The sequence below is a fragment of the Mesorhizobium sp. 113-1-2 genome (assembly GCF_016756475.1).
Classification (GTDB): domain Bacteria; phylum Pseudomonadota; class Alphaproteobacteria; order Rhizobiales; family Rhizobiaceae; genus Mesorhizobium; species Mesorhizobium loti_C.
The window spans coordinates 3,075,309-3,094,799 of sequence record NZ_AP023242.1 but is presented as its reverse complement, the minus strand read 5'-3'; the positions used below and the strand labels follow the sequence as shown (position 1 = coordinate 3,094,799).

Genomic DNA, 19,491 nt, shown 5'->3' with positions numbered 1-19,491 from the left:
CAATCGCGGGCACATAAGGGACGCCTCAGGCGGATCGGGTAGGACCTCCAAAACTCCGCATCACCCCATTCGGCAAGACAGCTTTATCCGGCACGCGATGCGCGCCCATTTATCGGTATCCAGTGCCGCGACCGAAAGATCCGGCGTCCTTTGCCAGCACCAGTTCCGCGTCGTCGGTGACATAGCGGACATAGCGATAGTCGCGGATGAAACTGATCCGCCCTTCCCGCCACTCCAGCCACATAAAATAATCGGGCGTTGGGTTGGCCGGGTCTTCGAACACCGCGATCACCTCCCGGTCCTCAAGCCAGGCCGGCGTGAGCCATAGGCGATCGCTCCTTGCGTAAATTGTGAAGAACATGCCGACATCCGCCGCCCCTGAGCGCGGCGGGTGCAGGGACTGATGGAGTTTCACGTCGTCGGCAAGCAGCGCGCGCAAGCCGTCCCAGTCGCGCTGGTTGAACAGGGTGACATAGCGGACCACAGCGGCGGACGCGATGCGTGCATCGGGGAGCGCGGTGGCATTGGCATTGATCTCCCGAAGCCGGGCGCGACCGCGCGCCAGATGCCCCTTCACCGCGTCGACCGTGATATCCAGCAGACCAGATATCCCGGCCAGCGGCTCGTCAAGCACATCCTTCAGGATGATGACGCTGCGCTGGAGGATCGGGAGTTCCGCAAAACGCGACACCGCGGTCTCTACGGCTTCCCTGCGCATCAGCGCCTCCATCGGGTCGGCCTTGGCGTCGTCGACAATTTCAAGGGCCGCCTCGATCGGCTCCGCGACGCGGATTGCGCGGCTGCGCAGCAGGTCCAGCGCACGGTTGTGGGCGATCCGGAACAGCCATGGTCGCAACTGCGGCACCTCGCACAGCTCGTCCAGGGCAACGAAGGCTCGGGCAAAAGTGTCCTGCACGACGTCCTCGCCGTCGATGACCGACCCCATCAGACGCGAGCAATAGCGGTGCAGCTCCGGCCGCAACGCGGCAGCAAGGGCAAGCAGCCCTTCTTGTCGGTCGCGGTCCACGGCGGGCCCTCCATCGCTCAAGACGCCGTGCCCTCCATGACCGTGACCCCCGCGTCGCCATTGAGGCCGAAGACCACCCCTTCCGCATATCGCGGATCTTCCAGCACGGAAATGACCCTGTCGCCGAATGCTCGGGGCGGCATCGGTGCGCCGAAGCGGGTCACGAATTGTTCCGGCGTGATGCCAATCGAGCCGGCATAGGCCCCGGCCGCGACATCCCCGATTCCCGTGCCGAGGATAATCTGCCTTGGCACGATCGCCTGGAAGCGGATGCCGAGCTTCTTCTCCTGCGCCACGCCATTGGCATATTTGGCCATGAACCAGAGCATGCGCTTGGAGCCGCCATAACCGCCCGACATCTGCGACCCGGTAACGGCAGCTCCGCTCGATCCCACCAGCACGCGGCTGCCTGGCTTGAGCGGCAGGTTCAGCGCCGCCTGCAGCCAGTAGAGGCCGGCCTTGACGTCAGTTTCCCATGCGATGGAGAAATCCTCCCAATTCAGCTGATCCAATCGCCCCATGCGCGGCGTGGCACCAGCGTTCAGCACCACTATATCAGGGCTAACCTCGCCAAGGATGCGATAGGCCGCGTCCTCGTCCGTGACGTCGGCGGAGATCGTGGCGACCCCGAGCCGCGCACCGACCGCTTTCAGCGCCTCGGCGCCACGCGCGACCACGGTCACCTCAGCGCCATGTTCGACCAGTGCCTCGACCAATCCGAGGCCAAGGCCACGGCTTCCGCCGGTGACCACGATTTTCTTGTCCTTGAGGCTCATCGACCTGCTCCATTGCTGAACTGTAGCTAAGACGTTTGAGGAGCGGGAAAAGAGTCAGAGGGGCCGCGATATCCGGAGGTGGTGGCAGTCCGAGATTTGCTGGTAATGTTGGGGATGCGGTGGGGCTGGTTCACGATGAACAAGCACGCGGCAGCTAGTGGGCCGGAAGCCGACCGACTGGTTCTGTGGTCATGAACGTCCGAGCGGACATTGCGGCGCGCTAACTAAGGATGAGCGAGCCTGGGGCTGAAGGAGCAGGGCTTACACTGGCAGGTGACCGATGAGCTTTGCCGCGAGGTGGCCGGACGTCGCAATCGCTGTCATGCGCCAACCGCCGGTCCGGGGCCGCACATCATGCGGTCGCGTTCATGAGATGGTCCGATACCGTCGAGATGAACGCGCGAAGCCGCTGGAGACGCCGTAGGTCCCGGTGATATCCCATCCAGATGTCTCGCGCCGGCGGCGGCGTCGGCAGTTCCAGTCTGCGAATACCCGGGATCTGATTGCCGACTATGCGGGGCAGGACGGCGAGCCCGACCCCTTGCCTGCACATGCGCCCCTGGACGTTGCGGTTGTTCGATCGCAGGACCGGTCTCGCATTGGGGAAACTCTCGATGAGCCAAGCGATATCGGGGAACTGCCCGGTCGACGTATCGTGGGTGATCAGCCGGAAACCGGTCCCGTCGCCATATTTGGGATCAGGCGACTCCTCCGCGATGTAGACGCCGTATTCAAGCCTGAAGAGCCGCCGCTGAACGACATCGGCAGTGTTGAACTCAACGATACGGAAAGCGACGTCGGCCTCCCGCTGGGCGAGGTTGAACAGGCGCGTGCCGGTCAGGATCTCGACGTCGACATTGGGGTAGGCTTTCGAGAAATCCGCGAGGATGGGAGGCAGGACATAGGCCCCGAACCAGTCCGCGGATGAAATGCGCAGATTGCCTTTGAGATCCTGATCTTGCCCCGCAAGCCGGCGCTCCATGGCCAGCGCGCCTTCTTCCATCTGCTCCGCCAGCGCGATGATCCCGTGGCCCTCTTCGGTCAGGACAAGACCGTCCGCGGTCCGCTGGAAGAGCGTGTGACCGATCGCCTGCTCTAATGCGCGCAAGCGTCTGCCGACGGTCGGATGGCTTGTCTGAAGAGAACGCGCGGCGCCGCCGAGCGTGCCGGTTCGCGCAACCGCAAGAAAGATTCTGACGTCACCCCATTCCATCGCGACACCCACAAAACTGAACGCCGAGAATACATTTATGTCAGTTAAAGAACAAATCTAAGCACCTAGATTCCTGCCATCGGTCCATCGGACTGTCTCTCGTGTATCACCTCATATCATTCGGAAGGATCGGCAAATGTCTCTCAAGTCTCTCTATCTCGGTGCTGCGGCTCTTGCAGTGGTGTTCGGCGCGCCCCCCGCTTTCGCGCAGCCGGCCCAAAATGTGATTTTGGTCCATGGCGCGTTGGTCGATGGCAGCGGCTGGAGGGGTGTTTATGAGCGCCTGGTAGCCAAGGGCTTGAAAGTTACGGTCGTTCAGGAACCGAACACTTCGCTGGCGGATGACGTTCAGGCGGTTCACCGCGCTATCGAGCAGCAAAATGGGCCGGTTGTCCTCGTCGGCCACAGCTATGGTGGTCAGATCATCACCGAAGCCGGCATCGACGCGAAGGTTTCGGCACTTGTCTATGTCGCGGCCATCGTTCCGGATGTTGGCGAGGGCGTAGGCGATGTGTTTGAGAAGTGGCCGAGCCCGACCGCGGACGCGTTCAAGCCGACTTCTGACGGCTTCCTGCTGTTCGATCCCGCGAAGTTCCGAGCGGGATTCGCCGCTGACCTGCCCAAGGCCGAGACGGATTTCATGACTAACTCGCAGGTGCCGGTTTCGGCGAAGATCCTCGGAACCAAGACGCAGCACGCGGCCTGGAAGACCAAGCCGAGCTACGGCATCGTGGCCGGGCTGGACATGGCTGTCGGCGCCGAGGCGGAGCGGTCTATGTACAAGCGGGCAAGTGCGAAGGTCACCGAGGTGCCCGGTGCCAGCCATGCGGTTTATATCTCGCATCCGCTCGAAGTCGCCGATGTCATCGCGGAAGCGGCGAGCAAATGAAGCCGATGCCCTGATGTTCAGGCTCAGGGCTGCGGAAAGTTTCGTGGCCCATGCGCCGAAGCCACCGCTGTGGCTTCGGCATCGCGACCGGCCAACTCATCGGTGCGGGTCTCCCGATTCTTGAAGCTGTCCACGAGGAGCTCAGCAAAGCTGTCTCGGCGGGCCTCGGGGAGAAGGACTGGTCGATCATGGCCGACATGACGGTTCGTGGCGGCGACAGCTTTGCGTCGTCTGAAAACAACTCGGAGAAGAAGTAATGAAAACTTGGCTCATCACAGGCTGCTCAAGCGGCTTCGGCCAGCGGCTCGCGCTCGCCGCAGCACAGCGCGGCGACCGGGTGATCGCGACTGCCCGCAATGTCAAGACGATCGAGGAAATGGCCGAGCCTTTCGGCGACCGCATGATCACCTTGCCGCTCGATGTGACCGATGCTGCGGCAGCCGAGGCAGCGGTCGCAAAGGCGGTCGAGACATTCGGTGGGTTTGACGTGCTCGTGAACAATGCCGGCTACGCGCTATTCGGCGCGATCGAGGAAGGCAGGCCCGAGGAATATCGGCCGATGTTCGAGGTAAACGTCTTCGGCCTGATCGAAACCACCAGAGCCGCGCTCCCCGTCCTACGACGTTCGGGGGGAACGATCGTCAACATGTCGTCCGGCGCGGGCATCGAGGGCCGCGGCGGCGGAGGCTATTACCACGCCGCCAAATTCGCCGTGGAAGGGATTTCCGAGGCGCTCGCCGGCGAGCTGGAGCCGTTCGGCATCCGCGTGCTGATCGTCGAGCCTGGGCCGTTTCGCACCGATTTTCTTGGCCGTTCGATCACGATGGCGGCCAACGAGATGCCGGAATACGCCGCGAGCTCGCGCAAGCACTATCGCGAAACCAACAATGGCAATCAGGCGGGCGATCCCGACAAGGCGATCGCGGTGATCCTGCAGGCAGTCGACGCCGATGACGCCCCGCTTCATCTGCCGCTCGGCCCGATCGCGCACTCGATCGCTGAGCGAAAGCTGGCTGCATTCCGCAGCGATATCGACGCCTGGCGTGACGTCTCGATCGCCACCGATTTCGGCCAGCCCTAAGCGCTGGCCGCGAGCTCTCTTTGAACGTCAGCTTCGATTGGAAAGCGATCATGATCGCAACTTTGAAGGGGTTTACCCAGCAACTGGTGCCGGTGAATGGCATCAAGATCAACGCCGTCACGGGAGGCTCAGGCCCGCCGATCCTTCTGCTTCACGGCTGGCCGGAAACATGGTGGGAATGGCACCATGTGATGCCGCTGCTGGCCGAGCATTTCAGCGTGGTGGCCATGGATCTGCGCGGCGCGGGCTTTTCCGACTGCCCGCTTGACGGCTATGACAAGGCCACGATGGCGCGTGACGCACACGAGGTCATGATTGCCCTTGGGCATGAGCGCTACGCTGTTTGCGGCCATGACATTGGCGGAATGGTGGCATTGCCGCAGGCCGCCATTTATCGGGAGGCAGTAACTCACTTAGCCGTCCTCGACGTTCCGCTTCCCGGCTGGACGCAATGGGAGGCGACTACTGCAAGGATTTGGCACTTCAGCTTCCATATGAACCGGGATCTGCCCGAGCGCCTGATCCACGGCCGTGAATATGACTATGTTTCGGCCTTCATGGCAGAGCGGTTCTACGATCACAGCACCTTCAATCCGGCTGACATCGAGATCTACGCCAAGGCGATGGCGCTTCCTGGCCGCACGCGCGGCGGCATGGAATGGTATCGCACCCTCGCCGCCGATCATGCGGCTGCGCTCGAGTACAAGAAGCGGCCGCTCGAGATACCGGTGCTTGGCCTGGGTGGGGACCAGCGCTTCGGTCCGCAGATGGTCCCCATGCTCAAGGAGTTCGCGAGCAATGTGACGGGCGGCTCGATTGCGCGGTGCAGCCACTATGTCGCGGACGAGCGGCCGGACGAAGTGGGGGCCGCTCTGATCGATTTCCTCAAGGCCAATTGAGATTCTGCGATCGCCCCATCGTAGGCCGGGGGATCGCGCCATTGCGGGCGAAGTTGCGCCCACATTTATCGCGTTCGATCGATTAAATAACAAAGGAAACTGTCATGACCGCACCTGTCATTCACGGCGTCAATCATATCGGCATCACGGTGCCCGACATCGAAGCAGCAAAATCGTTCCTGGTGGAAGCTTTCGGCGGCCAGGTGATCTATCAGTCCTTTGGGCCGCAGGATCCGCCGCGGCAGGGACCCGAATTCGAGCGGGCCGTCGGCGCTTTCCCTGGAACGGTCGTGCGTGCGCAGGCGATGGTCAAGATTGGAACCGGACCTGACATCGAGCTCTTCGAAATGCACGGCCCCGAACAAGCCCAGCCGGTTCGAGCGAGCGACTTCGGCATTACGCACTTCGGTGTCTACACCGACGACATCGACGCATCGGTCGAGCGCTTCCAGAAGGCGGGAGGCACACCCCTCACCGCGCCGCGCACTATTCCCTATGCAACCGAGAAAGGTCCTGGAAATAAGGTCTGCTACTGCCGCATGCCATGGGGCACGACGATGGAATTCATCACCACGCCGGATCGCATGGCCTATCATGACCAGACGGCTCTGCGCAGGTGGCAGGACGACGACTGAGCAGGGCGCAAAAGGGTCTGCAATCAGTTAGGTCGCGGCGATGCTGACCCTATCGAAGGGCACGAAACGGACTTTCGCTTCTAGGCTGAGCGAGTGTCTGCTTCCGGGTACCGCATGCACGTACTTGAGCGACGGAGATGAGGCGCATTGCTGACATCAGCAACCATTTTATTTGAGCCTACGCTGAGCACCCTCAAACCACCCGCACCCGCCGCCCAAAACTCCGCATCAGCCCCTTCGGCAGGAACAGCATCGCCAGGATGATCGTCAGCCCCGATATCACCGGGTGATAATCCGGCACAACAATGCGCGCGAGGTCGAACACCGCGTACATGACGAAGGCGCCGAGGATCGGGCCGAGCAGCGTGCCGGTGCCGCCGACCACGGTCATCATCAGCGGCAGCAGCATCCAGTCGAGATCGAAGACGGAATCCGGGCCGACATGGAAGATGTAGTAGGTGTAGAGGCTGCCGGCGATGCCGGCGATGAAGGCGCTGCCGGCGAAGGCGGCGACCTTGACCCTGAGCACATCGATGCCGTTGGCCGACGCCGCCATCTCGTCGTCGCGCACGGCGATCAGCGCCAGGCCGTAGCGCGAGCGCATCAGCAAGTGGATGGCGAGTGCCGTGCCCACCATCAGGCCGAGCCCGACCAGATAGTGCGGCAACAGCGTGTCGAACGTGCCGGCGGGCGCGACGACGCCGAAGGCGCCGCCGGTGAAGTCGCCGCCATTGATGAACATCACCTTGACGATCTCGCCGAAGCCGAGGGTGCCCAGCGCAAAATAGTCGCCGCGCAGTTTGGACAGAAGCGGCAGGCCGATGATGATGGCGGCCACCGCCGCGACCAGCCCGCCCAGCATCATCGTCACCGGGTCGAAATAATAGATGCGCGGGTACGCGTCATAGAGCGAGCCCCAGAGATAATTGCCGCTCCACAGGATCGCGGTGGTGTAGGCGCCGAGCCCGAAGAAGGCATGGTTGCCTAGGCTGATCTGGCCACCGAAGCCGGCGACCAGGTTCCACCCCTGCGCCATGATGGCGTAGATGAAGACGAAGAACAGGAAGGAGAAGGCGTAAGAGTCGATCGCGCCGGGCAGCAGCGGCAACAGGGCGAGCGCCGCGATGGCGGCAGCCGCAATCCACATCCAGGCTTGTCTTGGCAAGGCTTGCTTCAACATGGCGCTCAAGCCTTCTTGTAGGGCCGGCTGAACAGGCCTTCCGGCTTGAACATCAGCACCGCCAGGAACACGCCGTAGGCGATGGCGTTGGTCCAGCCGCCGGAGATGAAATACTGCACATAGGCCTCGATCAGGCCGAGGATGATGCCGCCGGCGAGCGCGCCCGCGACATTGCCGATGCCGCCCAGCGCCAGCGCCACCAGCGCCTTGAGGCTGAAGATGAAGCCGGCAAACGGGTTGAACGGGAATGTGGTCGCGACCGCCACACCGGCTGCGCCTGCCAGCGCGATGCCGATGGCGAAGGCAATGGCGTTGACGCGGTGCGGGCTGATGCCCATCAGCGTCGCCGCCTCCATGTCCTCGGACGCGGCGCGCACCGCCTTGCCGACAATCGTCTTGCGCAGGAACAGCACCACCAGCCCTGTGCCGGCGAGCGCGATCAGAAAGCCCATCGAGCGGGTGAACGAGGTGCGCACGCCCAGGATCTCGATGCCGCTCGCCGTGTATGAGGTGACCACAGCCGCCGTGTTGCCGCCCCACACCACCGTCATCAGGTTCTGGATCAGGAACATCAGGCCGACGGCGATCAAGAGCGAGATGTTGCGGTCCTCTTCGGCCGCCGCGCGGCGGAACAGGCCCTGATAGACCAGCCAGCCGACACCGAGCCCGACCGGCACGACGATCAGCAGCGACAGGAACGGGTCGATGCCCAGCCCGTAGAACAGCGCACGCACGAAATAGGCGGCGAGGATGATCATCGCGCCCTGCGCCAGGAAGATCAGCCGCATGGTGCCGAAGATGAGGCTCAAGCCCACGGCAGCGACACCATACATGGCGCCGCCCAGCGCGCCGTTAAGCGACAGCTGCAGCAGGATTTCGGGAGGTGGCAGGTTGACCATCATTGCACCTCCAACACGCCCATATAGGCCTTCTGGATTTCCGGGTCGGCGATGAGTTCGGCGCCCGTGCCTTGCATGGCGAGCTCGCCGGTCTTCAGCACGAAGCCATAGTCGGCGACCTTCAACGCCTGGTGGATGTTCTGCTCGACCAGGAGGATGGTGACGCCCTGTTTGTGCAAGGTCTCGATCAGCGCGAACATCTGCTGCACCACAATCGGGCTCAGGCCCAGCGACGGCTCGTCGAGGATGAGCAGCGACGGGTCCGACATGGTGGCGCGGGCGATCGCCAGCATCTGCTGCTCGCCGCCGGAGAGTGAGCCGGCCTTCTGCCCTGCCCGCTCCTTCAGCCGTGGAAACAGCGTGTAGGCCTTTTCCAGGGACTGTTTGAAGCGCTTCCGCACCTTGGGCTGGAAGGCGCCGAGTTCGAGGTTTTCCAGCACCGTCATCTGGCGGAACAGGCCGCGCCCTTCCGGCACATGGGCGATGCCCATGCCGGCGATCTCTTCCGGCGCCTTGCCGGCCAGCGGCACGCCCGAAAGAAAGATCTCGCCGCGCTTCGGCTTGAGCAGGCCGGAAATGGTCTTCAACAGCGTCGTCTTGCCCGCGCCATTGGCGCCGACGATGGCCACGATCGTGCCGGGGTCGACATGGATCGACACGCCCCACAGCGCGCCGACATCGCCATAGGCGACTTCGAGATTGGTGACTTCAAGCAGCCGGTTCGCCAAGATAGGCCTCGATCACTTTGCGGTTGGCGACGATTTCGCGGGGCGTGCCGTCGGCGATCTTCTCGCCATGGTCGAGCACGATCACCCGGCTGCAGACTTTCATGATGGCATCGACCTTGTGCTCCACCCACAGGATCGAGACGCCCCGCTCGCTGCGCACACGGCGGATGACATCGACCATGCGCTGGATCTCGGTCGGGTTCAGCCCCGCCATCGGCTCGTCGAGCAGGAGCAGCGCCGGGCTCGACGCCACCGCCCGCGCGATCTCCAGCAGGCGCCGGTCGGAGAGTGTCATATGCGCGGTGCGGACATCGCGTTTTGCGGTCAGCCCCACCAGTTCGAGCGCTTCCTCGGCCGCGGCCGTCGCATGCTTGACGCGCCCGCCGGCGCCATAGACCGCACCGACCATGATGTTCTCGAACGCCGTCATGGTGAGGAACGTGCGCACCAGCTGGAAGGTGCGCGCAATGCCCAGCCGGCAGATGCGATGCGGTGCGGTGCCGGTGATGTCCTGGCCACGGAAACGGATGCGCCCTTGGGTGGGCGTGTAGAGCGCGGTGATCAGGTTGAACAGCGTCGACTTGCCGGCGCCATTGGGACCGATCAGCCCGATCAGCTCATTGGCGCCGACGGCGATGTCGATGTTGTTGAGCACGACAAGCCCGCCGAACCGCTTCTGGACCGCCTCGAGGCGAAGCAGGGTTTCGTCAGGCTGCATCGTGTTTCCGTTTCTCCGGTGGACGTTGTCCTGTGCGGTAATTCATCGGGGGTCAGCGCCGCAGGCGCTCGATGGGTGCTTCACCAAACGAACGCCCCTCGCCCATCCGTCAGCGCTTGTCCCAGGCCGGCGCCGGCTTGTAGGTCCAGTTGCCGTCCGGGAAGATCAGCTGGTGCTTGCCTTGCCACCATTGCGTGGCGACGCTGGGGATCAGCGCAAAGCCGGTCTGGTCGAATTTGAGATCGCCGACCACGGTGTCCTTGAACTCCTGGCCGAAGATCGCGTCGTGAATCGCACCGGCATCGGTCGAGCCCGCCTTCTCGATCGCCTGCGCCAGCACCTGCGCATTGGCGTAGAAGGCGCCGACGGTGACGGAGTCCTTCTTGAACTCGGCCTCATAACGGTCGCCGAGCTCCTTGGCGCCCTTGTAGGGATAGCTCGACGACCAGAAGCCGTCGGTCAGGATATAGTCGGAATCCGCCCCGAGCGCTTCGTGGAACTCGCCCGTCCAGGTGCCCTTCCAGCCATGCAGGTAAGGCACGGAGAAGCCGAGCTCCTTCATCTGGCGCAGCAGTGTCACCGTATCGGCCGGCGAGCCGAACACCAGCATGGCGTCGACATTGGCGGCCTTGAGCTTGGTGATCAGCGCCGAATAATCGGTGGCGCCGATCGCCCAGGGATCGTCGACGGCAAAGGTGTAGCCATATTTCTTGGCCGCCGCTTCGAAGGCGCCGCCAAAACCCTTGCCGTCGGGCGAATCCTCGGAAACCAGCGCCGGGTTCTTCGGCTTCTCATTGGCCGGCAGCTTGTCCCAGATCTCGAAAGGCACTTCGGCACCCGGCCCCGGATGGAAGAAAAACAGTGCCGAATATTTCAGCTTCAGCGGCTGCCATTCGAACGGGAAGGCCGTCGTGATCATGTAGAATTTTTTATACTTCTCGGCGACGATGGCGCCGGCAATGTTCATCGGTCCCGAATGGGTCGACAAGAGCGCATCGACCTTCTGCACCTTGATCAGGTTTTCCAGTGCCGAGGCGACCTTGCCTTCCGAGCTTTCGTCATCGGCCACCACCAGCCGCACCGGCAGCTTCTTGCCGGCCGACTTCACCATGATGCCGCCGGCCTTGTTGATGTCGGCGACCGCCTGCTCATAGGCCCATTTCTGCTCCTTGCCGTCGCCGGCCAGCGGCCCGGTCAAGGAGATCGGCGCGCCGATGACGATCTCGGTGTCGCCGGCATTGGCGATCCCGGCGCCGGCTACGAACGCGGCCGACAGGACGAGGCCCGCCAGCATTACTTTCAGACTGCTTCCCATTTCATCCTCCCAGGTTTTTCGATCGGGCGGACACGGTCGTGCCCGGCCGCAGGCATGCCCTCAGACCGTCGCTGCCGCGACCAGCCTGGTGTCGGTGAACTGCTCGAAACTGAGCGCCTTGCCGTCCTCCATTTCCCAGACATGGACGACGCGCGCCGACATCGGCTTGCCGGTCTTTTTGTAGACACCCGAATAGGTGCCGATGCCGACGATGGTGGTGCCGCCATCGACCAGCTTTTCGAGCTTCAGCGCGTAGCCGTCCCACTCCTCACCGATGCGCTTGAACACGCCTTCAATGATGGCGTCCGGGCCGACATAGGTACCGGCATAGGGAAAGCCGGCCATTTCTGTCCAGGCGGTCTTGTCCGTGACCGGCGCCATCATCGCGGCCAAATCCTTGGCGTCGGAGCCGGCGTAGTGCGCCTTGATCGCGTCGTAGTTTTTGTTCATGGCGTTCCCCCGCGCGGTCAGACCGGCGCCTTGTCCTTGTCGTAGGCGGTTCTGGATTTCTTCTCGATGTGGGCGCCGGCCGGCTTGTTCTCGATCTTGCCCTGGCTGGTCACGCCGAGGAATTTCCCCGTCGAGTGCATGACGTCCCAATTGTAGAAGAACAGCGAGGCGACCGGGATGATGAACTCGCGGAAGCCGAACACATACTGGTTTTCGGCGAACTTCCAGGTCGTCGCCAGGTCGACATCGCCATGGCCGCGCTGGATGCCGACGAGGTTCTGCCAGGCATAGCGCTCGGAAGAGAGATAGATGTGCTCGTAGACGTGGTTGGGGCTGTATGTGTAGTGCGCGGTGAGCCCGATCAGGTCGCGCGTCGGCGCCGGCGCGATGCCGCCCGGCGCCACGCTGGGATCGCCAAGCACGCCGGCCGACCAGGTCTGCGCCACGCGTGGCTCGCCGGGCGCCTCGCCGGCATCGCGCACCCGTTCGCGCACCGACAGCACGCGGCGCGTGCTGGTGTTGATGATGAAGGCCTCGTCTTCATCAGGCCGGGCCGAAAAAATCATATTGATGAAGAACACGTTGGAGGCGACTTCGAGCGCCTCGTACCAGTCGGCGCCTGCCTCGCTGCCTTCGCTCCACGCCACCGTGTCGAGCGATGTGAAGGCAAGGTCGATGGTGCGGCCGGTGTCGAGCGTGACCTTGAAAGTCTGGCCGCGCAGCGCATCCGTCGTCGCCAGCCGGTTGGTGGCGATGCCGGCGGCGAAATCGTCAAAATGCTTCCAGTCCGCCGGTCTGTTCTGGTCGTTCATCGCACTCTCCACATCAATCGACAAAGGCCCAAATCAATCCACAAAAGCGAGCGTAGGCAGGTCGACGACGGTGGCGCCGCCATCGACCGTCAGGATCGAACCGTTCATCATCGCGGCCTCGCCCGAGGCGACGAAGCAGATGACGTTGGACACTTCTTCCGGCGTCGCCGGCCGGCCGAGCGGCACGTCCTTGGTGACCAGCCGGTAGGCCTCGTCGATCGAGCCAAGCCCGTGCTTTTCGACGATCACCTCCATCTGCTCGTCGGCCATGTCGGTCGACACCCAGCCCGGGCAGATGATGTTGGTGCGCACGCCTTTGCGGCCATAGTCGCGCGCCAGCGATTTGCCGAAGCCGATGCAGGCATGTTTCATGGTGACATAGCCGGCCGCGTCCGGCCCGGCGAACAGACCGGCAATCGAGGCGACGACGACGATGTTGCCCTTACGCGCAATGAGATCCGGCAGGCATTCGCGGGCGCAGACGAAGGCGGTGTCGAGATTGGTGCGCGTCGCCAGGCTCCAGGTCTCGTCGCTCATCGAGATCGTCGGGCCGACGCCATGGCCCCCGGCATTGGCGATGAGGATATCGACCGGCCCGATCTTTTCATGCACTTCGGCGAGGGCCGCGCGCACGGCCTGGGGATCGGCGGCATCGCCCTGCACCACCAGCCCGCCAATGTCTTTGGTTACGGCCTCCAGCGGCTCGCGCCGCCGGCCCATCAGCACCACCTTGGCGCCGTCGGCCGCCATGCGCCTGGCGACCGCCGCACCGATGCCGGTGCCACCGCCGGTGATGAAGGCCGTCTTTCCAAGAAATCGCATGGTTCCATCCCGATTGCTGAGCACGCCGGCTATGCGCCGATCTTCGCTGGGGATAGTGCGGCATCCCCGATTTGGCGTCTTGTCCGAGCGGGAACTTTGTTTTGACTGAGCGCGCACTTCGCGCCTGTCTGATGAAATGCCGCGCGACCTCTCGGTCGCGCGGCAGCCGCCCGCCAACTGCCGGCGGCCTATTTCTTCACCGCTTCGAGATCGATGACGATGTCGACATCGGGGCCAAGGCCGAAACCGGCAGCGGCCTTGGCCATCGGGAAGTCCGCGGTGCTGACCTTGCCGGTGGCGGTGAACGCCGCCTTGGTCAGTGTCGCATCCCACGGCGCCGGCGCCTCGTTGACCAGCGTCACGTCGAGCGTGATCTCCTTCGACACGCCGCTGATGGTGAGGTTGCCGGTGACCTTGCCGGCCTTGTCGCTGACCTTCTCGACCTTGGTGCTTTCAAACGAGATCGCCGGGAATTCGGCCGCGTTGAAGAAGTCGGGGCCTTTCAGATCGTTGTCGCGCTGGTCATAGGCGGTGTGCACCGAGCCGACATCGAGCTCGGCCTTGACGCTGCTCTTCGACGGATCGGCCTTGTCCATCACGATGGCGCCCTTCACCGCGTCGAACTGGCCATGCGCGGTGCCATAGATGCCGTGCTTGATGGTGAAGGTGACCCAGGCGTGCTGGCCGTCGATTTCGTAATTCTCGGCGTGAGCCGCCGATGCGAATGCACACATCGAGGCAAAGGCAAAAGCGGCCGTCAGTTTTCTCATCGTCACGTAACTCTCCCCATTGTTGGTTGTCCCATTGTGGTCGTCATTGTCTGGCTCAGGAAAAGCCAAGCGCGGCTCCGTGCGGCGCAAACAGGAGCGCCGTCAGGATGGCCAATATCGCCGGACTGGCGATCAGCAGACCGGCAACCAGCGGCCGCAACGGCCGGGCGCCGGGAACAAGACCCTGCAGCGGGCCGGGCACCAAAGCGGCCACGGCGAGCGGCAAGGGCGAAAGCATGAGCGCCACCGGATTGGCCTTCGGTGCTAGCAGGGCCACCTGGATCAGCACGGTGGCGGCGGCAAAGACGAGCATCAGCCCGGTGCCCTTGCTCCAGCCGGTGGCCGCGCCGCCGCGCAGCACCGCGATGTATTGGACGAGGCACCAGCCGCCGGCGAGCGCGGCCAGCGATCCCAGCAATTGCCCGGCGACTATCGAGGCGCCGAGCACCGAGATGATGGCGCCGGCCAGGCACATGGCGAGCATGGCGGCGGGCGCCAGGAACGGCTCTTCAACTGGAGGCGATGGCGAGGCTTTCAGAGACAGCAACATAGCGACGCCGACGATTGCCAGCAGGCCGGCAATGAGGGCGGCGATCATCTGCAGGTCAAGCGAACCGCCGGCAAGGCGGCGCCAGCCAAGCCACAGCAACGCGGCCGCAAGGGCGCCGGCGACAAGCTTGCCCGCCACCGCAGCGCTGAGCAGGCGCTCGGGCAACAGGCCCGCGACGATCCCGGCAAAGGCGAGATAGATCAGCTTCTGGCTGGCGGCGACTGGCGGCACCACCGGTGGGCCAAGCGTGTCCCAGTAGAAGAACAGCAGCAGCGCGGCCGCCACCAGCGAGAGCACGGGCGAGGATTGCGGCAGGGCAAACCGCGCCAGCAGCGCCATGACCATGCCCAGAACAAGCGGCAGCGCCGCCGTGGTGACCATCGGATTGCCCAGCAATGCGCTCAATGGCCGATACCTCTTTGACACCTGGCAGGCTCGCGCAAAACGCGCGGCTTGATGCGACCTTGGTCTAGGCCAACCGATCGCAAGGCGTCTTGTCCGAGCGGGAACTTTGTTTTGACTGAGCGCGCACTCGCACCGCCTTCGGCTTGAAGCCGGCCGATGCGCTTCATACCCCTCGCTACAGATGTTCATCAGCAATCGAGGAGGATGGCGTGAACGAGAGAATTGTGCCGCCGATCAGCGCCGCCGCCGCCGCTTTCCTGGCGCGTTCGCACCGGCCCTTCATCAATGGCCGTTTCGTCGACGGGCTTTCCGGCGAAGGCCTTGCTGTCGATGACTCCGCCTCCGGCGAGATCGTCGCCTATGTGCCCGAAAGCGGTCCCGAACTGGTTGACCAGGCGGTGCGCGCCGCGCGTGCCGCGCTCGAAGGCCCCTGGGCCTCGATGCGGCCGGTCGACCGTCAGAACCTCATGCTGAAACTCGCCGATGCCGTCGAGGCCGACGCCGATCTGCTCGCCGAAATCGAGAGCATCGAGAACGGCAAATCGCTCGGCGTTGCCCGCATGCTGAGTGCCGGCGGCACCGTCGACTGGCTGCGCTACTATGCCGGCTGGGCCACCAAGATCGAGGGCTCGACCTTCCAGGTCTCCATTCCCGTGCCGCCGGGCGCCAGACACCAGGCGATGACGGTGATGGAACCGGTCGGTGTCGTCGGCGCCATCGTGCCGTGGAATTTTCCGCTGTTGATCGGCATGTGGAAGATCGCGCCAGCGCTGGCCTGCGGCTGCACGGTGGTTTTGAAGCCGCCGCAGGAAACCCCGCTCGGCCTGCTGAGGCTCGCCGAACTGATCGAAGCATCAGGCTTCCCGCCCGGCGTCGTCAACATCGTCACCGGCAGCGGCACCGTCACCGGCGAAGCACTGATCCGCCATCCCGGCATCGACAAGCTGACCTTCACCGGGTCGACGGAAGTCGGCAAGCGCGTCGGCCACGCAGCGGTCGACCGCGTCGCCCGCTTCACGCTGGAGCTCGGCTCGAAATCGCCGATGATCCTGCTCGCCGACATGGAGGAAGGCATCGAACCGCTGGTTGCCGGCCTCGGCATGTTCTTCAACCAGGGCCAGGTCTGCACCTCGGCCTCGCGGTTGCTGATCGAAAAGTCCATCTACGACCGCACGCTGGCAAGACTGGCCGAGATCGCCGACGGCATGACGCTGGGTGCCGGCCGCGACGCCGGAGCGCAGATCAATCCGCTGGTCTCGGCCAAGCACCGCAGAAGCGTCGAGGGCTTTGTCGAGCGCGGCCTGGCCGCCGGCGGCGAACGCGTCAGCGGCGCGCGGCCGGTGCCCGGCAAGGGGCATTATGTGGCGCCGACCATCCTGCACAATGTCCGCCCCGACATGGAAATCGCCAGCGAGGAGGTGTTCGGGCCGGTGGTGGCTGCAATGCCGGTCACCGATCTCGACGAGGCGATCCGCATTGCCAACGACACGCGCTACGGCCTGTCGGCCTCGATCTGGACCCGCGACATGGGCAAGGCGATGACCGCCATCCACGGCCTCAAGGCCGGCACGGTGTGGGTAAATTCGCACAACACGCTCGACCCCGCGGCACCGTTCGGGGGCTTCAAGCAATCCGGCATCGGCCGCGAACATGGCCGCGCAGCGATCGACGGCTATCTCGAAACCAAGACCGTCATCATGCGCTACGCCTGACATGAGTACACAATACGACTACATCATCGCCGGCGCCGGCTCGGCCGGCTGCACGCTGGCCAACCGGCTGGTCTCTGCTGGCAAGCGCGTGCTGGTGGTCGAGGCCGGCCCGGCCGACAACACCAGGCTCATCGACATGCCCGCCACCTTCGCCAAGGTGATCGGCACGGCGCGCAGCTGGATCTACGAATCCGAGCCTGAGCCGAGCGTCGGCGGCCGCCGGCTGCCGGTGCCGCAAGGCCGCACGCTCGGCGGTGGCTCCTCGATCAACGCCATGCTCTACATCAGGGGCCAGCCGCAGGATTATGATGGCTGGCGCGACCTCGGCTGCCCCGGCTGGGGCTGGGACGAGGTGCTGCCGGTGTTCCGGCGGCTGGAACGCAACGAGCGCCTGGCCGGTGAGCGCCACGGCACCGAGGGACCGCTGCCGGTCTCCGATCCGCGTCACCGCCATCCGTTGTCTCTGGCCTATATCAAGGCCGCGCAGCAGGCCGGCTATCGCTACAATGACGACTTCAACGGCGCTGCTCAGGAAGGCGTCGGCTTCTACCAGACGACCACGGCGAATGGGGAAAGACAGTCGGCGGCAAAGGTGTTTCTGCGGCCGCTGGCCGGCAATGCCAACCTCACCGTGATCACCGATGCGCTGGTCACCGGCGTGACCCTGGAAAACGGTGCCGCCAGCGGCCTCGCCTACACCACCTCCGACGGCCAAAGCCATGCGGCGACGGCAAAGGCCGAAGTGATTCTCACGGCAGGCGCGCTGGCGACGCCAAAACTGATGATGCTGTCGGGGCTTGGCCCCGCCGAGCATCTGGCCGGGCTCGGCATTCCCGTCATCCGCGACATGCCCGCGGTCGGCCGCGACCTGCAGGACCATGTCGCCGCACCCGTCTATGCGCTGACGCGTCAGCCGATCTCGCTGCTGGGCGAGGATCGCGGCCTGAAGGCACTGCGCCACGGCCTGCAGTACCTGATGTTCCGCACCGGCCTGCTCACCTCCAATGTCGTCGAGAGCGGCGGCTTCTTCGACACCGATGGTGATGGCCGGCCCGATATCCAGTTCCACGTCCTGCCGGTGATGATCGAAAGCGCAGAACACGGCTCGATCGAGCGCCACGGCATGGAGTTCAACCCGTGTGTGCTGCGGCCAAAATCGCGCGGCACCGTCAACCTGCGCTCGCGCGACGCGGCCGACCCGATCCGCTTCACCACCGGCTTCCTGTCCGACCCGGACGATCTTGCTTTGCTGCTCGCCGGCATGAAGATCGCCCGCACCATCCTGCGCCAGCCCGCACTTCGGGCGGTGGTGGCCGAGGAGTTGTCGCCCGGCGAGGCCGCCGACCTTTCCGACCAGGCGATATCGGACCACATCCTCGAACACGCCAAGACCGTCTATCACCCCTGCGGCACCTGCCGGATGGGCAGCGATGACGACGCGGCGGTCGACCCGCAACTGCGCGTGCGCGGCGTCCCGCGCCTGCGCATCTGCGACGCCTCGATCATGCCAAGGCTGATCAGCGGCAATACCAACGCCCCAGTCATCATGATCGCCGACCGCTGCGCCGATTTCATTCTGGGCGAGTGAAGCGGCGGCTCGGTCCTTGGCGTTCCCCGCCTGCGCCAGAACGCCGAGCAACTGGCCGTATTGTCGATCGAAAACAGCACACGCCCGCTGGCGCTCCGATGGCCGCCAGCCTGCTGTCCCTGGTGCCGGTCATAGTGCTAAGCCTGCTCACGCAGCGCTTCATCGTCGATGCGCCGCGCGAAAAAGCAGGGATCATGAGCACAGTCATCGTTGTCGGCCACATCAACTACGACCAGGTCTGGTCGCTGTCCTCGCCCCTCGCCTCTGGCGCGCGCATCGTCTATTCCAGCCGCAGCGTCCGGCTCGGCGGTGGCGGCTTCCACACAGGCACCCAACTGGCGAAGCTCGGCAACCATGTCCGGCTGATCAGCAATCTAATGGACGACGAATATGGCCGGGCAGCGCTCGCCACATTGCAGGCGAGCGGCATCGATACCGGCTACGTCACCCTATGGGCCGGGGAAACCCGGTTCACCGAAATCCTGCTCGAGCCGAATGGCGAGCGCACCATTTTGAACCCCGGCGGCCAGATGCGCCCGCCCTTCGCCGCACCGGAGCCTGTCAGCGGCGACGCCGCCTATCTCAATGCCCTGGTGCTCGATGCCGGCCTCGTTGCCTCGCTGCGGACGATCCCGCTTGTCATTTCGCAATTTCCGCTGCGCAGCGCCTCGCCGCGCCCGGCCGACATCGTTATCGGATCGCGCGCCGATTTTCCCTGCGAGGACACGCGAGCGATCTGGGAGCGAGCGACGGGGATCGCCGGGCCTCGCCTGAGAACACTGGTGCTGACCGACGGAATGCGGCCGATCTCGCTCTATGACGGCAAGGCGCTCAACCACGTCACGCCGCTGAAGCAGGTTTCCGTACCCGACACGATCGGCGCCGGCGACTGTTTTACCGGGATTTTCCTGCATGGCCTGCTGCAGGGGCTGAGCCTTGAGCTTTCCGCCGAACAGGCCAGCCAGCAAACCGCCGAATGGCTGTCACAACGATCCCGTGCCGGCTGAGACAGGCGGTCCGGC

Annotated in this window: 21 protein-coding genes; 8 read left to right on the top strand and 13 right to left on the bottom strand. The window is 64.3% G+C overall.

Going from position 1 to position 19,491, the window contains the following annotated elements:
* Positions 1-109 precede the first annotated feature (109 nt).
* The 3 genes from JN279_RS14845 to JN279_RS14835 form a co-directional block, all read right to left on the bottom strand.
* Positions 110-1,048: a sigma-70 family RNA polymerase sigma factor gene (locus JN279_RS14845; RefSeq protein ID WP_096448698.1), complete on the bottom strand. Its 939-nt coding sequence runs from the start codon at positions 1,046-1,048 to the stop codon at positions 110-112.
* Complete coding sequence (locus JN279_RS14840) at positions 1,045-1,803, bottom strand: SDR family NAD(P)-dependent oxidoreductase (RefSeq protein WP_096448700.1); 759 nt, start codon at positions 1,801-1,803, stop codon at positions 1,045-1,047. Before JN279_RS14840 ends, JN279_RS14845 begins: the two co-directional genes overlap by 4 nt.
* Before the next feature lie 352 nt (positions 1,804-2,155).
* Complete coding sequence (locus tag JN279_RS14835; RefSeq protein ID WP_096448702.1) at positions 2,156-3,016, bottom strand: LysR family transcriptional regulator; 861 nt, start codon at positions 3,014-3,016, stop codon at positions 2,156-2,158.
* Positions 3,017-3,152: 136 nt separating this feature from the next.
* On the opposite strand from JN279_RS14835, the gene JN279_RS14830 reads away from it, so the two are divergent.
* The 5 genes from JN279_RS14830 (at position 3,153) to JN279_RS14810 (ending at position 6,520) form a co-directional block, all read left to right on the top strand.
* Positions 3,153-3,905 carry an alpha/beta fold hydrolase gene (locus tag JN279_RS14830; RefSeq protein WP_096448704.1) on the top strand — a complete coding sequence of 251 codons (753 nt, stop codon included), beginning with the start codon at positions 3,153-3,155 and terminating at the stop codon, positions 3,903-3,905.
* Between the two features lie 50 nt (positions 3,906-3,955).
* Positions 3,956-4,162: a hypothetical protein gene (locus JN279_RS14825; protein WP_202353163.1), complete on the top strand. Its 207-nt coding sequence runs from the start codon at positions 3,956-3,958 to the stop codon at positions 4,160-4,162.
* On the top strand, positions 4,162-4,986 hold the full coding sequence (locus JN279_RS14820; RefSeq protein ID WP_096448706.1) for an oxidoreductase: 825 nt from the start codon (positions 4,162-4,164) through the stop codon (positions 4,984-4,986). The genes JN279_RS14825 and JN279_RS14820 overlap by 1 nt, the downstream gene beginning before the upstream one ends.
* 50 nt (positions 4,987-5,036) lie before the next feature.
* Positions 5,037-5,885 carry an alpha/beta fold hydrolase gene (locus JN279_RS14815; protein WP_096448708.1) on the top strand — a complete coding sequence of 283 codons (849 nt, stop codon included), beginning with the start codon at positions 5,037-5,039 and terminating at the stop codon, positions 5,883-5,885.
* A 104-nt stretch (positions 5,886-5,989) separates the two neighbouring features.
* Positions 5,990-6,520, top strand: coding sequence for a VOC family protein (locus JN279_RS14810; RefSeq protein WP_096448710.1), 531 nt, complete (start codon positions 5,990-5,992; stop codon positions 6,518-6,520).
* A 193-nt stretch (positions 6,521-6,713) separates the two neighbouring features.
* Here JN279_RS14810 and JN279_RS14805 read toward each other — a convergent pair whose 3' ends face one another.
* The 10 genes from JN279_RS14805 to JN279_RS14760 form a co-directional block, all read right to left on the bottom strand.
* Complete coding sequence (locus JN279_RS14805; RefSeq protein ID WP_202353162.1) at positions 6,714-7,700, bottom strand: branched-chain amino acid ABC transporter permease; 987 nt, start codon at positions 7,698-7,700, stop codon at positions 6,714-6,716.
* Positions 7,701-7,705: 5 nt separating this feature from the next.
* Positions 7,706-8,599 carry a branched-chain amino acid ABC transporter permease gene (locus JN279_RS14800; RefSeq protein WP_202353161.1) on the bottom strand — a complete coding sequence of 298 codons (894 nt, stop codon included), beginning with the start codon at positions 8,597-8,599 and terminating at the stop codon, positions 7,706-7,708.
* The gene (locus JN279_RS14795; RefSeq protein ID WP_202353160.1) at positions 8,599-9,327 is read right to left on the bottom strand and encodes an ABC transporter ATP-binding protein; all 729 of its coding nucleotides are present in this window, start codon (positions 9,325-9,327) and stop codon (positions 8,599-8,601) included. Before JN279_RS14795 ends, JN279_RS14800 begins: the two co-directional genes overlap by 1 nt.
* On the bottom strand, positions 9,308-10,045 hold the full coding sequence (locus JN279_RS14790) for an ABC transporter ATP-binding protein (protein WP_096448716.1): 738 nt from the start codon (positions 10,043-10,045) through the stop codon (positions 9,308-9,310). Before JN279_RS14790 ends, JN279_RS14795 begins: the two co-directional genes overlap by 20 nt.
* Before the next feature lie 109 nt (positions 10,046-10,154).
* Positions 10,155-11,360, bottom strand: a complete 1,206-nt coding sequence (locus tag JN279_RS14785; protein WP_202353159.1) for an amino acid ABC transporter substrate-binding protein — start codon at positions 11,358-11,360, stop codon at positions 10,155-10,157.
* 60 nt (positions 11,361-11,420) lie between these two features.
* Complete coding sequence (locus JN279_RS14780; protein ID WP_202353158.1) at positions 11,421-11,810, bottom strand: nuclear transport factor 2 family protein; 390 nt, start codon at positions 11,808-11,810, stop codon at positions 11,421-11,423.
* 17 nt (positions 11,811-11,827) lie between these two features.
* Entirely contained in the window at positions 11,828-12,622 is a 795-nt protein-coding gene (locus tag JN279_RS14775) for a MoaF C-terminal domain-containing protein (RefSeq protein ID WP_202353157.1), read from the bottom strand.
* 33 nt (positions 12,623-12,655) lie between these two features.
* Positions 12,656-13,444, bottom strand: coding sequence for an SDR family NAD(P)-dependent oxidoreductase (locus tag JN279_RS14770; RefSeq protein ID WP_202353156.1), 789 nt, complete (start codon positions 13,442-13,444; stop codon positions 12,656-12,658).
* 188 nt (positions 13,445-13,632) lie between these two features.
* Positions 13,633-14,214 (bottom strand): YceI family protein, encoded by a 582-nt coding sequence (locus tag JN279_RS14765; RefSeq protein ID WP_244734730.1) that lies wholly within the window; start codon positions 14,212-14,214, stop codon positions 13,633-13,635.
* A gap of 55 nt (positions 14,215-14,269) precedes the next feature.
* Entirely contained in the window at positions 14,270-15,169 is a 900-nt protein-coding gene (locus JN279_RS14760; protein WP_202353155.1) for a hypothetical protein, read from the bottom strand.
* 209 nt (positions 15,170-15,378) lie between these two features.
* On the opposite strand from JN279_RS14760, the gene JN279_RS14755 reads away from it, so the two are divergent.
* From JN279_RS14755 to JN279_RS14745, 3 genes are all read left to right on the top strand, one after another.
* Positions 15,379-16,881 (top strand): aldehyde dehydrogenase family protein, encoded by a 1,503-nt coding sequence (locus JN279_RS14755; RefSeq protein ID WP_202353154.1) that lies wholly within the window; start codon positions 15,379-15,381, stop codon positions 16,879-16,881.
* 1 nt (position 16,882) lies between these two features.
* Entirely contained in the window at positions 16,883-18,469 is a 1,587-nt protein-coding gene (locus JN279_RS14750; RefSeq protein ID WP_202353153.1) for a GMC family oxidoreductase, read from the top strand.
* 98 nt (positions 18,470-18,567) lie between these two features.
* Positions 18,568-19,476 carry a carbohydrate kinase family protein gene (locus JN279_RS14745; RefSeq protein ID WP_244734594.1) on the top strand — a complete coding sequence of 303 codons (909 nt, stop codon included), beginning with the start codon at positions 18,568-18,570 and terminating at the stop codon, positions 19,474-19,476.
* The last annotated feature ends 15 nt before the right edge of the window (positions 19,477-19,491 follow it).

Bases quoted from the DNA above. Each gene is read 5' to 3' on its own strand.
- JN279_RS14785 (WP_202353159.1), bottom strand. From the start codon at position 11,360: ATGGGAAGCAGTCTGAAAGTAATGCTGGCGGGCCTCGTCCTGTCGGCC.
- JN279_RS14775 (WP_202353157.1), bottom strand. From the start codon at position 12,622: ATGAACGACCAGAACAGACCGGCGGACTGGAAGCATTTTGACGATTTC.
- JN279_RS14750 (WP_202353153.1), top strand. From the start codon at position 16,883: ATGAGTACACAATACGACTACATCATCGCCGGCGCCGGCTCGGCCGGC.
- JN279_RS14770 (WP_202353156.1), bottom strand. From the start codon at position 13,444: ATGCGATTTCTTGGAAAGACGGCCTTCATCACCGGCGGTGGCACCGGC.
- JN279_RS14790 (WP_096448716.1), bottom strand. From the start codon at position 10,045: ATGCAGCCTGACGAAACCCTGCTTCGCCTCGAGGCGGTCCAGAAGCGG.
- JN279_RS14815 (WP_096448708.1), top strand. From the start codon at position 5,037: ATGATCGCAACTTTGAAGGGGTTTACCCAGCAACTGGTGCCGGTGAAT.
- JN279_RS14805 (WP_202353162.1), bottom strand. From the start codon at position 7,700: ATGTTGAAGCAAGCCTTGCCAAGACAAGCCTGGATGTGGATTGCGGCT.
- JN279_RS14765 (WP_244734730.1), bottom strand. From the start codon at position 14,214: ATGAGAAAACTGACGGCCGCTTTTGCCTTTGCCTCGATGTGTGCATTC.
- JN279_RS14840 (WP_096448700.1), bottom strand. From the start codon at position 1,803: ATGAGCCTCAAGGACAAGAAAATCGTGGTCACCGGCGGAAGCCGTGGC.
- JN279_RS14800 (WP_202353161.1), bottom strand. From the start codon at position 8,599: ATGGTCAACCTGCCACCTCCCGAAATCCTGCTGCAGCTGTCGCTTAAC.
- JN279_RS14780 (WP_202353158.1), bottom strand. From the start codon at position 11,810: ATGAACAAAAACTACGACGCGATCAAGGCGCACTACGCCGGCTCCGAC.
- JN279_RS14830 (WP_096448704.1), top strand. From the start codon at position 3,153: ATGTCTCTCAAGTCTCTCTATCTCGGTGCTGCGGCTCTTGCAGTGGTG.
- JN279_RS14825 (WP_202353163.1), top strand. From the start codon at position 3,956: ATGCGCCGAAGCCACCGCTGTGGCTTCGGCATCGCGACCGGCCAACTC.
- JN279_RS14820 (WP_096448706.1), top strand. From the start codon at position 4,162: ATGAAAACTTGGCTCATCACAGGCTGCTCAAGCGGCTTCGGCCAGCGG.
- JN279_RS14810 (WP_096448710.1), top strand. From the start codon at position 5,990: ATGACCGCACCTGTCATTCACGGCGTCAATCATATCGGCATCACGGTG.
- JN279_RS14835 (WP_096448702.1), bottom strand. From the start codon at position 3,016: ATGGAATGGGGTGACGTCAGAATCTTTCTTGCGGTTGCGCGAACCGGC.
- JN279_RS14745 (WP_244734594.1), top strand. From the start codon at position 18,568: ATGGCCGCCAGCCTGCTGTCCCTGGTGCCGGTCATAGTGCTAAGCCTG.